The following is a 12,778-nucleotide window of genomic DNA, read 5'->3' as shown; positions in this document are numbered from 1 at the left end:
TTTCGTGATGACGTCGACGCTGGACACCGCACGGCTCGTGGAGGGCCTGCGGGAGCGGACCGGAGGGTTCGCCCGCGCGGTCGCCGGAAGGGACCCGGATACTCGGGTGCCCACCTGTCCGGATTGGCCGCTGCGTACCCTTGTCGGGCACGTCGGCCAGGAGCACCGGTGGGCGGCCGAACTCGTGTGCAAGGGAGAGCAGTTGCAGGTCCCTGACCCGCGGCAGGCCGATCCCGGCGCCCCTGACAAGTGGGCCGGGTGGCTGCGCGAGGGCGCGGAGGAGTTGATCCGCGCGATCCAGAGGACCGGCGCGGACACCGAGATGCACACGTTCTTCGGGCCGCGACCGGTGGTCTTCTGGCTGCGCAGGGTGCTGAGCGACACCTGTGTCCACCATTACGACGCGGCGTTTGCGACGGACACCGCGTTCGAGATCGCCGACGACCTCGCGGCGGGTGTGATCAGCGAGAACCTGGACCTGCTGTCCACGCCGGCCTTTGAGACGGCCAGGCCGGCGGTCGCCGGGCTGCGCGGCCGGGGCGAGCGGATCGGGTTCCGGCCGAGGTCGATGGAGGGCTGGGTGATCACCAGGACACCTGAGGTGCTTCGGTGGGAGCGCGGGCCGGTCGAGGCCGACGTGGTGGTGTCGGGGGCGGTGGCGGACCTCATGCTGGTGTTCTCCCACCGCGTCCCTCCGGAGGACGACCGGGTGACGGTGACGGGCGACCGCGCGTTGCTGGACCACTGGCTGGCCCACACGGCGCTCTAGCCTCAGGTGATCCGCAAGGCGCTTCCAGCGTCGCGTCGGTCCGCCTGGCGATCTGACCCCACCCGATCCGCTTTCAGCAGCGTCTGCCGGGGCAGGGTTGACGGCCCGTGCCAGTGCGCGTTCGTCGGCCTGTCCGGCTGCCTGGCAGCGCTGCGTGTGCCGGGAGCGTCGGGCGGGCAGGACGTCGCGCTCGTGAGCGCACGGCCAGCCTGGATCGCCGGGCCTCTGCCGCTGCCGTACTCCATGCACGGCGGCGGAATGATCACGGGCAATGCGTGGTCCGTACTTCCCCAGTTGCTTCGCGAATGGGCTCTCACGCCGACGCGGACGGGGGACTGTCCTCAAGCGACGCAACCCATGGCTGAGCGATCGACCGCTGATCGTGATGCGATGGAGAAATGAATGAATCACTAAAAAGCCACATAAATGGAACGTATGACGTGGTCGTGCTGGGCGCAGGCCCGGTCGGACAGAACGTCGCCGACCACGCCCGTGCCGCCGGCCTCACCGTCGCCGTCGTGGAGTGTGAGCTCGTCGGCGGTGAATGCTCCTACTGGGCGTGCGTCCCCAGCAAGGCGCTGCTGAGGCCGGTTGTCGCCGTCGCCGACACCCAGCGGGTGGACGGCGCCCGGCAGGCCGTCACCGGCCGGCTCGACACCGACCGGGTCTTCGCCCGCCGAAACCACTACGTCAGCGACTGGGACGACAGCGGACAGGCCAAGTGGGTCAGGTCCATCGGCGCCGACCTCTTCCGCGGCCAAGGCCGGATCGACGGCCCCCGCCGGGTCACGGTCACCCGGGACGACGGCGCAAGCCAGACGCTCACCGCCCGGCACGCCGTGGCCATCGCCACCGGCAGCCGCCCGATGCTGCCCGACATCCCGGGCATCGAAGATGTTCGCCCCTGGACGAACCGGCGCGGCACCGACTCCAGCACCGTCCCCGCCCGGCTCGCCATCGTCGGTGGCGGCGGGGTCGGCGTCGAGATGGCCACCCTCTGGCAGGGCGTCGGCTCCCAGGTCACCCTGCTCGCGCGCCGCCCCCTGCTGCCCCGGATGGAACCCTTCGCCGGCGAGCTCATCGCACGCGGCCTGACTCAGGCGGGCGTGGACGTGCGGATCGGAGTGGAGGTGACCGCCCTGCGTCGCCCCGACTCGGTCACCCTCACCCTCGACGACGGCAGCGAGCTGGAGGCCGACGAAGTCATGTTCGCCACCGGCCGCGCCCCACACACCGACGACATCGGCCTGGACACGGTCGGCCTCACCCCAGGCTCCTGGCTGGACGTGGACACAACCTGTCTGGTCCGCGGCGTCGAAGGCGACTGGCTGTACGCCCTTGGCGACGTCAACCACCGCGCTCTCCTCACCCACCAGGGCAAGTACCAGGCCCGGACAGCGGGCGACGCGATCGGCGCCCGCGCCGCCGGCCTCCCGCTGGACGACGCCCCCTGGGGCGACCACGCCACCACCGCCGACCAGCACGCCGTGCCGCAGGTCTTCTTCACCGACCCCGAGGCGGGCGCGGTGGGCCTGTCCGCCGAGGAAGCAGGCCGGGCCGGCCACCGCACCGAGGTCGTCGACCTCGACTTCAACACCGCCCAGGGCGCCGACCTCTACGCCGACGGCTACCAGGGCCACGCCCGGATGGTGGTCGATCTCGACCGGGAGGTCCTGCTCGGGGTGACCTTCGTCGGCTACGGAATCAGCGAACTGCTGCACTCCGCGACCATCGCCGTCGCCGGTGAGGTCCCGCTCAAACGACTGCGGCACGCGGTCGCCTGCTTCCCGACCGTCAGCGAGATCTGGCTCTTCCTCCTAGCCGCCTACCACCGGAAGTAGGCGGTGTCTCCGTGGACGGGCGTTGTCGGTCGGCACCCGTTCGATCCGAGGGATCCGGCACCGGGCCCCTGCTTCGACACACTCAACCCGCGAACCGGGCCATCCACGCCTCGACGTCGTCCGCAGACCGCGGCAGGCCCGCTGACAGGTTCTCGTGACCGTCGTCGGTGACGACCAGATCGTCCTCGATCCGGACGCCGATGCCGCGCCACTCCTCGGGCACCGTGAGGTCGTCCGGCTGGAAGTACAGGCCGGGCTCGACGGTGAGCACCATGCCCGGCTCCAGCACGCCGTCGACGTACTCCTCGTGCCGGGCCTGCGCGCAGTCATGGACGTCCAGACCGAGCATGTGACCGGTGCCCGCCATGGTGAAGCGGCGTTGGAGGCCGAGCTCGTACGCGCGGTCGGCCGGGCCTTCGATGAAGCCCCACTCGACCAGCCGGGCCGCCAGGTGGCGCTGGGACGCCTCGTGGAAGTCGCGGTACGCGGCGCCCGGCTTGACGGCGGCCATGCCGGCCTCCTGGGCCTCGTACACCGCGTCGTAGACCTTGCGCTGCAGGGGCGTGAAGGTCCCGCTGATCGGAAGCGTGCGCGTGACGTCGGCGGTGTAGAGGGTGTGCGTCTCCACGCCGGCGTCGAGCAGAAGCAGGTCCCCCGGGCGCACCGGCCCGTCGTTGTCCGTCCAGTGCATGATCGTGGCGTGCTCGCCCGCGGCGCAGATCGAGCCGTAGCCGACGGAGTTGCCCTCAAGGCGTGCCCGGCGGAAGAACGTGCCCTCGATCCACCGCTCGGACGACGCGATGGCCCGGGAGAGCTCACCGATCACATCGGTGAATCCGCGCACGGTGGAGTCCACGGCCTCGCGGAGCTCGGCGATCTCCCAGTCGTCCTTGACGACGCGGAGATCACTGAGCGCCTCTTCCAGTTCGGCGTCGCGCTCCTCTTCGGTGGTGACGGCGGCCTCGAGGGACAGGGCGAGACCGCGGACGATCCGGGTCGGCGCACCGGAGGCGGCGGCCAGGTCGCGGGCCGCCGTGCGGACGTCGCGGCAGGGCAGGCCGAGTACGAGCTCCGACTCGGCGAGGGAGCGGCGCCGGCCCATCCACAGCTCCGCCGTGGCGCCGACCCAGAACTCGTCGTTGTCCCTGCTGTCCCGCGGCAGCTGGTAGCAGTAGGCGTCATGGCCGCCGTCCGCACGGGGTTCGAGGACGAGCGCGCCGTCCCGGGCCTGGTCTCCGGCCATGTGCACGTAGCCGGAGTACGGGCGGAACGGGTAGGTGTCGTCGTTCGAACGGACCTTGAGACTCCCCGAGGGGATCACGAGGCGTTCGCCGGGGAAGCGCGCGGAGAGCGCGGCGCGGCGACGGGCCGCGTACGGAGCCTGCTCGCCGAGCCGCAGATCGTGCCGCTCGGTGTCCGCCCACCCCGTCCGCATCAGAGCGGACAGTTCCTCGGAGATCCCTGAGTAGAGACCGTTCTTCCGGCCTTTCGCCACGTCATACACCTTCTTCTGGGTGGGTTCCTCAGCGGCGAGGGGCAGAGAGCCCTATGGACAGGCCGAGCTCCCTCCCGGTGCGGCCCGGGCGCCCTCGCTGCCGCCGGTCGATGGCGGCTCCCGGACGGTATCCCGCGCCGCGCGCGGTTGGTGCCGAAGACTGCCACTGGCACAGATCGGCCATAGCCCCGACAGGAGCCGTCGATAATGCGGCATATGACGAACGCGAAACTCGGCGAGGCCCTTCGGCTTCTGGGAATCGATCACGCGGCGGGCCAGGTCTATCTGGCGCTGCTGGAACTGGCCCCCGCTCCGCTGAGTGCGATCGGAACCGCGGCCGGTCTGGGCGCTGCGGAACTCGCCACGGCATACGGCGCACTGGTCGACGCCGGTCTGGCCAGTGCCGCCGAGGAGGGCGGGGAGGTGGTGGCCCCGGTTCCGCCCGCCGCGGGCCTGGAGATCCTCGCCCGGCACCGGGCGGCCGAGGTCGAGGAGTCGCGCATCACCGTCGGGGGCGCGTTCGAGTCGTTCCGGCGACAGCGGCTCGCCGCGTACAACGACAATCTCGTCGAGGTCGTCACCGGCGACGCCATCGGCCCCAGGATTCGTCACGCTTGGGCGAGCGCCCGCGATCAGATCCGGCAGTTCGAGTCACCACCGTATTTCCCCTTGTCCGGGGCCACTGACGACGCGCTGGCCACGCTCGCCCGCGGTGTGACGCAGCGTGTCGTGTACTCGCGGGAGTCGCTGGAGCATCCGGGCCACCTGAAGGAGGTCATCGAACCGTGCATCAAGGCAGGCGAACAGGTCAGGGTACTGCCGTCGGTGCCGGTGAAACTCGTGATCATCGACGAGGCGTACGCGCTCGTGTCGTTGTCGATCAAAGAGGCCGACGTGCACAACACCATGCTGGTCGTGCAGCCGTGCGGCCTGCTCTCCGCGCTCGTGGCACTGTTCGAGCAGTCCTGGCAGAATGCCCTGCCGTTCCACGGCCGGACCACCCGCCCGGGTGGCCTGCTACCCGCCGACCGCCGCCTGTTGTGGCTCCTCGCCGGCGGCGCGAGCGACGACGTCATCGCCCGCGAGATGGGAATCAGCCGGCGCACGCTGTTCCGTCGCCTGCAGATCCTGATGGCCCAACTGGGCGCCGCGAACCGCTTCCAGATGGCCTTGCAGGCACAGCGCTGCGGATGGCTTTGAAACCTCCCCTGCATGAAGGGAGGGGATCCCTCACCCTCCCGGGCCGATCGGGGATGTCCAGCTCGCGCTGCCGGACGGGACAGCGCCCCGTCCGGTCCTACGCGATCAGCACCAGCCGGCTTGAGACCAGCCCGGACCAGCATCACGCGGGCGGAGTTCTTGTCCCTGGGGGACACGGCTTGACACGCGGTGCAGGCATGGGTTCGTTCCGAGAGAGGTGGTGCGGGCTTGGAGTCGCCGCGATGCGGGGCCCGCAGCACCGGCAGCACAAGAAATCCCCGGTCCACAATTACGGACCGGGGATTATCACAGGTATATTGAGTGGTTCTGTGCGCCCACAGAAAATGCCCCAATATAGGGCCACTAAGAAGCACCATATCCGGCAGGGGGTCATTTTGTCAAATCGGGAAAGTGCCGAATTGCAGAAGGAGCAGAAATTCATCGGCCGGCTCTATGACCGTGTCGACGTGCTGCGCGGAGTCACCGCACAGCACGTCGAGGACGCGCTGACGCCGGTCGGGACCGGACTGCAGGCCCGTCTCGAACGCGACGTGCTCGTCGCCGAACGCTCGGGTCTGCTGGCCGCGCTGAATGCGGTGGACGGCTCGCTGTGCTTCGGCCGCATCGATCTCTCCGACGGCGCCACGCACCATATCGGCCGTATCGGAATCCGCGAGGACGACACCGCGCATACGCCCCTTCTGATCGACTGGCGTGCGCCGGTAGCCCGCCCCTTCTATCTCGCCACCGGTCATACGCCGATGGGGCTGCGCCGGCGCAGACACATCACCACCGAGGGCCGCGTCGTCACCGAGCTGCACGACGAGATCCTCGACGTCGGGGACCGCGAGCGCACCGGTTTCGAGGACCCGAGCGGCGACGCGGTGCTGCTCGCCGCCGTGAACTCAGCCCGCACCGGCCGCATGGGCGACATCGTGCGGACCATCCAGGCGGAGCAGGACCGCATCATCCGCGCCCCGCACCGCGGTGTGCTCGTCGTCGAGGGCGGTCCCGGTACCGGCAAGACGGCGGTGGCGCTGCACCGGGCGGCCTTCTTGCTGTACGAGCACCGTGAGCTGCTAGCCAAGCGCGCCGTCCTGATCGTGGGCCCCAACCCGGCCTTCCTGAGCTACATCGGCGAGGTGCTGCCCGCGCTCGGCGAGACCGGTGTCCTGCTCGCCACGCAGGCCGAACTCTTCCCCGGGGTCCATGCCGACGGCACCGACACACCCCGTGCCGCCGCCGTCAAGGGCGGCGAGCCGATGGCGCAGGCGCTTGCGCTCGCCGTGCGCGACCGGCAGCGGCTGCCCGAGCCCGGCGCCCCGCTGGTCATCCCGCACGACGACGGGGACCTCGTCCTCGACTGGGAGATCGCCTACGAGGCCCGCCAGGCGGCCCGCGACACCCGCCTGCCGCACAATCTCGCCCGCCCGCACTTCGCGTTCCGGATCATCGATGCCCTCACCGCGCAGCTCACGGAGCGCATCGGGGCCGATCCGTACGGCGGTCCCAATTTCCTCGGCCCCGACGACATCGCCCAGCTCGGCAAGGGTGTCGCCGTCAGTAAGGCGTTGCACTCGGCCGTCGACGAGCTGTGGCCCGCGCTCACCCCGGAGGGGTTTCTCACCGACTACCTGGCCGACCCCGTGTACGTACCGGACGAGGACGCCGAAGCCATCCGGCGCGCACCCGGCGGCGGAAGGTGGACCCCCGCCGACGTTCCGCTGCTCGACGAGGCGGCGGAACTCCTCGGGGTCGACGACAGCGCCGAGCAGGCCGCCGCCGAGGCCGAGCGCCAGGAGCGGATCGCGTACGCGCAGGGCGTTCTGGAGCTGTCGAGGGGCTCGGAGACATACGAGTTCGAGGACGAGGAGTCCGAGGTCCTGGCCGCCCACGACGTCATCGACGCCGAGCGGATGGCGCAGCGTCAGGAGGAGGCCGATCACCGCAGCGCGGCCGAGCGGGCCGCCGCCGACCGCTCCTGGGCGTTCGGGCACATCATCGTCGACGAGGCGCAGGAGTTGTCACCGATGGCGTGGCGGCTGCTGATGCGCCGTTCGCCGACCCGCTCGCTGACCCTGGTCGGCGACCCCGCGCAGACGTCCGAGGAGGCAGGCGTCGGCTCGTGGGAGAAGATCCTGGAGCCGTACGTCGGTGACCGCTTCGAGCACGTCAGGCTCAAGGTCAACTACCGCACGCCCGCCGAGATCATGGAGCTGGCCGCCAGGGTCGTACGCGCCGACGACCCTTCCTTCGAGCCGCCCGGCTCGGTGCGGTCCACCGGCGAGGTGCCGTGGACGCGGGACGCCGGGGAGGACCTGGCGGGGGCGGTGGCGCAGGCGGTCTCGGAGCTGATGCCCGAGGAGGGACGCCTCGCGGTGATCGCGCCGCGGGCGCTCCACGAGGAGATCGCCGCTCCGCTGGAAGGAGTCAGGGCCGGCGCCGAACCCGATCTGACCCGCACGGTGGTTCTGCTCGACCCCCGGCAGGCGAAGGGGCTCGAATTCGACCATGTGCTGGTCGTGGAGCCCGCCAGGTATGGGACCAGCGACCTGTACGTGGCTCTGACCCGTGCCACGCAGCGCCTGGGCATCGTCCACCGGGAGGGGCTGCCCGAGTCGCTGCGCTGACGGCGCCCTGGGCGCGGCACTCGAGCGGCACCGGCCATGGATGCCGCCGCTCCGGGTGCCGCTCCCGGGCCCGCCACCGCGGGTGTCGCTCTCCAGGTGCCTGTCGTCTACTCGTGTGCGATCTGCCCGGGCTGCTCACCGAACTGCGACGAAGCCGCCGGCTGGTCGAGATGAGCGGGCGGATTCAGGACCGCTCCGTGGGACGTACACTCCACCCATGGGCGACACATACGCAGTGAGGAAGTGCCTGCGACAGGCCCCTCACGTGCTGGGCCCAGTTGCGCCGAAGGCGCTCTGCCGTGCGCTGCACGGTCACGGCTAGCCAGGCGCTCACGGTCGTCACGGATTTCAGCCCCGATCGTCTGATCCGCAACTTCTCCCGCATCTTCTGCTCCACACGTGGAGCGCTTCTCCACCCCCTTCGCTGCGCGTTCCGCAGCACCACACACTCGCGCAGCTCCTCGGCCCGCCGTCGGCATCCCCTTCGGCAACGGCCGATGGGGCGTGCCGCATTTTCGAGAGGACCCTGTATGAAGTTGAGGGAGTTGCTGGCCGGTCACGATCACGAGGTCCTTCTGGGCGATACGGATGCGCGGATCAGCGCAGGAGCCTGTTTCGACGCCCATCGCGTTTCGCCGGGTTCGCTGTTCATCGCCGTGCCCGGTCATCGGGAAGGGGGTCCCGAGGCCATCGGCTCGGCACTGGCACGTGGCGCTGCGGCGGTACTCGTAGACAGGACAGGACCCGATCTCCCAGCGGCAGTACGGGCATTGGCAGGCGATGCATGCATCGTCGGGGTGCCGGACACCCGGACAGCAGCGGCGGTCGTCACCTCCCGCTACTACGGCGAACCCGGTCAGGACATGGACATGGTGGCCGTGACCGGTACCAACGGGAAGACCTCGGTGTCGTACATGGTCGAGTCCGTCCTGAGGATCGCCGAGGGCGCGAAGGTGGGCGTGATCGGCACATCGGGCAGCCGGATCGGCGACGAACCGATCCCGATGCCGCACTCGGTGTTGACCACACCGGAATCGCCTGACTTCCAGTACCTGTTGGCACACATGCGCGACCACGAGGTGGGCACCGTGGTCCTGGAGGCCACCTCGATGGGACTGCTGAACCACCGGGTGGACCGTGCATTCATCGACGTGGGGATCTTCACCAACCTCACGCAGGACCACCTGGACGACCACGGCACCATGGAGAACTACCGCGACGCCAAGCTCCGCCTCTTCCAGGGGCTTTGCCGGCTCGCAGTGGTCAACGCCGACGACTCCGTGGGCGCCGGGATCGGGCGGATCATGCCGGGCGCGGTCACCACGTACGGCATCGACGCGGAGGCCGACTACCGGGCGACCGACCTGAGCATGAACGCCGTCGGTACGCGCTTCACCCTCCACCACGCGGGGAACAAGTACCCCGCGGCGATCCCGGTACCCGGCCGGTTCTCGGTGGCCAATGCGCTGGCCGCTGTGGCGGCCTGTCACCTCCTGGGACACGACCTGGCAGGTCTGGTTGCCGCACTCGACCGGATGCCCCCGATCCCCGGGCGGCTCGAACGCTTCGAGACTCCCCACGGCTCGTCCGTGATCGTGGACTATGCCCACTCCCCCGACTCCCTGGACAAGGTGCTCTCCGCCATCCGGGACTTCGCGCCGGGCCGGGTCATCACCGTGTTCGGTTGCGGGGGCGACCGGGACGTCACCAAGCGCGCGCAGATGGGCGAGATCGCCGGGACCCATTCCGATCTGTGTGTCCTCACCTCGGACAACCCACGGAATGAGGACCCCGAGGCGATCATGGACCAGATCACGCCGGGGCTCGTGGCCACCGGCACCCGATTCGAGAGGTTCGCCGACCGCCGCCGGGCGATCGCGTTTGCCCTGTCCGCTGCCGGCCCGGATGACGTCGTCCTGGTTGCGGGGAAGGGCAGTGAGCCGTACCAGATCGTCGGTGAACAGCTGATTCCGTTCAGCGACATGGCCACGGTGCGCGAACTCGCAGCCGCGCAGGAGTGACGGGCGGCCGTCTCCGGTCGCCCTCGCTCGCACAATGACACTCCTGCGGTGGTGCCGGGAGGTTGGGAAGAGGGGTTGTGCGGCGACCAGTTGCAGCCCGGTTGAAAGCGTTCTGCTCGGCGGTTCGGCTCGACGGACGCTGAAACGTGCCGCGCCGTCCAGTCCTCGTGGGACCTGGACGGCGCGGTTTCATGCCGTCGACGCAGTCACTTCCGTGACGCCAGGACGTCGTGTCTGCCGGGTCCGCGACTGTGGGGGCCGACATGCGGTTTCAGGTCAGCGCCAAACCAGCACGGGGGCAACGGATCACGCTGAACGACACAAAGTCACGTGCTCTACGAGTCGCACCTGGAGCTCGCACGCCTCCTGATGCATCGTGACTCAAACCAGTTCGGGTTGCGGTTCCGGTTGTAGCGCCGGCGCGGCCTTCGGTTCCCACAGTTTGGTGGTCCGTACGTAGCAGTAAACCACCGAGGTAGCCGCCAGAATGAGAAGTGGCCCAAACACCCACGGATGTTCGGCCATCTCCATCGGCAGATAGCGATATGACACCAAGAGCGCAGCGAAGACCGTTGCACCGTAGGTGACCAGCTGGATTCCTGACCTGTCCCAGCCACGTTCGAGCGAGCGCAGCGCTGCCTCGATCGTGAGCGTGAACACCACGCCGGCAACGATATCCGCACCGTAGTGGTAGCCGAAGCCCAGCGTTGCGCCGAGCGTGGCAATCAGCCAGAACGCGCCCGCGAATTGCAGAATCCGGGGGCCCTTGCGGGAATGAATGAAGATCGCGGTAGCCCACGCCGTGTGCAGGCTGGGCATGCAGTTGCGTGGGGTGATCTTGTCGAATGGCATGTGGTGCGGGGTACTGATCGGCGGCGGTGTGTCCGGCCACAGGTTGGCCACCGCCCAGTGCCCGCCGTCGGCGCCGTAGGCGAAGATCGGTCCGACCACCGGGAAGATCATGTAGATGCCCGGCCCGAGGAGGCCGATGACCAGAAAGGTGCGCACCAGATGATGGCCCGGGAAGCGACGCTCGACCACCACGTGACGTAGCTGATACAACGCGACGAGGACCGCGGCCACCGGAAGCTGAGTGTAGACGTAGTCGAGAACATGGGCGCCGATCGGGCCGGTGGCCGTGACGATCCGGCCTACCAGCCACGAGGGGTTGCCCAGTGCGTGATCGGCGGTTGCCACGTATTGGTCGAGCACCGCCGGGCGGGTCTTCGACGTGATGAGTAGCCAGGTATCACCAGTCTTTCGGCCGGCCACCAACAGCAGGCCCAGCCCGACGCCCTTCAGCAGCAGGACACGTTCCCGGCCTGTGCGACGCGTGACAGCGATGACCGCACAGCCCAGAATCACCCACAACGCACCGTTGCCGAAGGGGTGGCCTTCGGTCACCTTGATGTCGGCCGCCCACCGCACCAGCAAGAAGGTGACGTCGATGCCGATCGCGACACCAACCGCGATGAACCGTTGCCGCCAGGTCAGCACCACCATCATCAACGCCATACTGGCGTACAACAGGAAACCCGATTTGGGGGCGACTACCACCTCTTGCACCTGGGTGGCGATCGGCCCCGGCAGGCCGTACCGACGCGCGGCGATCTCCAGCGCGATGAGGAATCCGAGGGCCGCCACCGTCACCGTGGCCCACAGCACCGCCCGTGGTCGACGCCACGCGGCGGACGTAATTCTGCAGGTTATTCGCGAAAACACCCGCGATGCTATAGATATCAATTGATTGGCCGATTTGTTAGATGTTGGTCAGGTAGGTCAGTCTTCGTGCCGGATAGCACGGTTTTCCGGTGAAGCGCGGGCGATGAGGGCGATCGCCATGAATTCGATCATGTTATCGGAGCGGTGCGGGTGGGGTCACTGGTCACGGGTGGTGCGAAGGTCAGTCGATCCTGGCTCGATGGCCCGGCGTCTCGGGAACGACCATGAAACTCTCGACGCCCGGCGGGAATCGAGGGACACGGGGTACCCAGTGACTCCGAAGCATGCACAAAAGGCCGTGAACCGGCAGCCTGGACGGGGTCGTTGGTCTACCGCCAACACGCCGAATGCAGCGATCAACTCTCCCCCGGTGACGAAGCCCGGACCAACGGTCACGTCGACTGGGGCCGTCGGCATGTTCGTCCTCGGCCACAACGCCCAGCTGTCCGGCCCCGACGGGCAGCGGTTGTGCGTCGTCGACCGACTACTGCATCGCGACCAGTTCCTCGTACTCCCCCTCGCACCGCAGGCCACGGTGCTGCCGCATGACAGGCCGTGGTACTCGCCGCTGACAGGCGGCTACGCGAGGTTCCGGCGGCGGTGGCGAAGGGCGGCTCGGCGCCCTGGACATACGTCCCGGGTTCGGCGCCGACGGATGCGGACGCCTACCGGCGGCGGGACGGGCGGAGGTCGTCGCGAACGCGCAGACTGTGGGCAGATACGCGCAGTGGCGCGGGCACTGGGTGGTGGAAGACCCGGCGAAGCCGTGGGCGCGTCGGGTCGGTTCGCAATTCCGTGTCGCGGTGGAGCACTTGGTGCTGCGCGAGCGGCGGCTGCTCGGGCGGCGCCCTGGCCTCGCGGCGAGGCAGGGGTTCACCGAGGTGGAGCGGTTCGAGGAGTACGGCGCCGAGCAGTGGTTCGGCGTGTGGTTCTCGGTCACGCCGTCCGGTTGAGCTCGTGCTCGACAGCGCGGATCCACGAGGCCACCGATCGGTCGTCGGCCTCGGCGCGCCGCTTGACCGCGTGAAGCACGACGGAGGGGAACCGTACGGGGATGGGCGATGTCAGTCGCGCTGCGCGCGGTGCCGAGAAGATCCACG

Annotated in this window: 8 protein-coding genes and 1 pseudogene; 6 read left to right on the top strand and 3 right to left on the bottom strand. The window is 69.1% G+C overall.

Annotated elements, in window-relative coordinates; translation table 11 throughout:
* The first annotated feature begins 7 nt into the window (after positions 1 to 7).
* Entirely contained in the window at positions 8 to 769 is a 762-nt protein-coding gene (locus tag ACFVYE_RS31340) for a maleylpyruvate isomerase family mycothiol-dependent enzyme (protein WP_383962442.1), read from the top strand.
* A 398-nt stretch (positions 770 to 1,167) separates the two neighbouring features.
* The gene (locus tag ACFVYE_RS31335; RefSeq protein WP_383962439.1) at positions 1,168 to 2,610 is read left to right on the top strand and encodes a dihydrolipoyl dehydrogenase family protein; all 1,443 of its coding nucleotides are present in this window, start codon (positions 1,168 to 1,170) and stop codon (positions 2,608 to 2,610) included.
* 82 nt (positions 2,611 to 2,692) lie between these two features.
* Here ACFVYE_RS31335 and ACFVYE_RS31330 read toward each other — a convergent pair whose 3' ends face one another.
* Positions 2,693 to 4,105, bottom strand: coding sequence for an aminopeptidase P family protein (locus tag ACFVYE_RS31330; protein ID WP_383962436.1), 1,413 nt, complete (start codon positions 4,103 to 4,105; stop codon positions 2,693 to 2,695).
* A 216-nt stretch (positions 4,106 to 4,321) separates the two neighbouring features.
* Between ACFVYE_RS31330 and ACFVYE_RS31325 the strand changes: the two genes are divergently transcribed.
* A complete protein-coding gene (locus ACFVYE_RS31325; RefSeq protein ID WP_389607799.1) occupies positions 4,322 to 5,305 on the top strand; it encodes a LuxR family transcriptional regulator in 984 nt (327 codons plus the stop codon).
* A 65-nt stretch (positions 5,306 to 5,370) separates the two neighbouring features.
* Here the strand turns inward: ACFVYE_RS31325 and ACFVYE_RS31320 are convergent.
* Positions 5,371 to 5,538 (bottom strand): annotated as a pseudogene (locus tag ACFVYE_RS31320) (RNA-guided endonuclease TnpB family protein); the annotation flags it as partial.
* Between the two features lie 186 nt (positions 5,539 to 5,724).
* Here ACFVYE_RS31320 and ACFVYE_RS31315 point away from each other — a divergent pair.
* Together ACFVYE_RS31315 and ACFVYE_RS31310 are read left to right on the top strand one after the other, a co-directional pair.
* Complete coding sequence (locus ACFVYE_RS31315) at positions 5,725 to 7,935, top strand: HelD family protein (protein WP_389607798.1); 2,211 nt, start codon at positions 5,725 to 5,727, stop codon at positions 7,933 to 7,935.
* A 530-nt stretch (positions 7,936 to 8,465) separates the two neighbouring features.
* Complete coding sequence (locus tag ACFVYE_RS31310) at positions 8,466 to 9,956, top strand: UDP-N-acetylmuramoyl-L-alanyl-D-glutamate--2,6-diaminopimelate ligase (protein ID WP_383962428.1); 1,491 nt, start codon at positions 8,466 to 8,468, stop codon at positions 9,954 to 9,956.
* 381 nt (positions 9,957 to 10,337) lie between these two features.
* On the opposite strand, the gene ACFVYE_RS31305 is transcribed toward ACFVYE_RS31310, so the two are convergent.
* Positions 10,338 to 11,600 (bottom strand): phosphatase PAP2 family protein, encoded by a 1,263-nt coding sequence (locus tag ACFVYE_RS31305; protein WP_383962484.1) that lies wholly within the window; start codon positions 11,598 to 11,600, stop codon positions 10,338 to 10,340.
* Positions 11,601 to 12,388: 788 nt separating this feature from the next.
* Here ACFVYE_RS31305 and ACFVYE_RS31300 point away from each other — a divergent pair.
* Positions 12,389 to 12,631 carry a hypothetical protein gene (locus tag ACFVYE_RS31300; RefSeq protein WP_383962424.1) on the top strand — a complete coding sequence of 81 codons (243 nt, stop codon included), beginning with the start codon at positions 12,389 to 12,391 and terminating at the stop codon, positions 12,629 to 12,631.
* Positions 12,632 to 12,778 lie beyond the last annotated feature (147 nt).

Source organism: Streptomyces sp. NPDC058239, from assembly GCF_042882185.1.
GTDB lineage: Bacteria > Actinomycetota > Actinomycetes > Streptomycetales > Streptomycetaceae > Streptomyces.
Note: the sequence above shows the minus strand (reverse complement) of the source record. Positions and strands in the feature narration are given on the sequence as shown.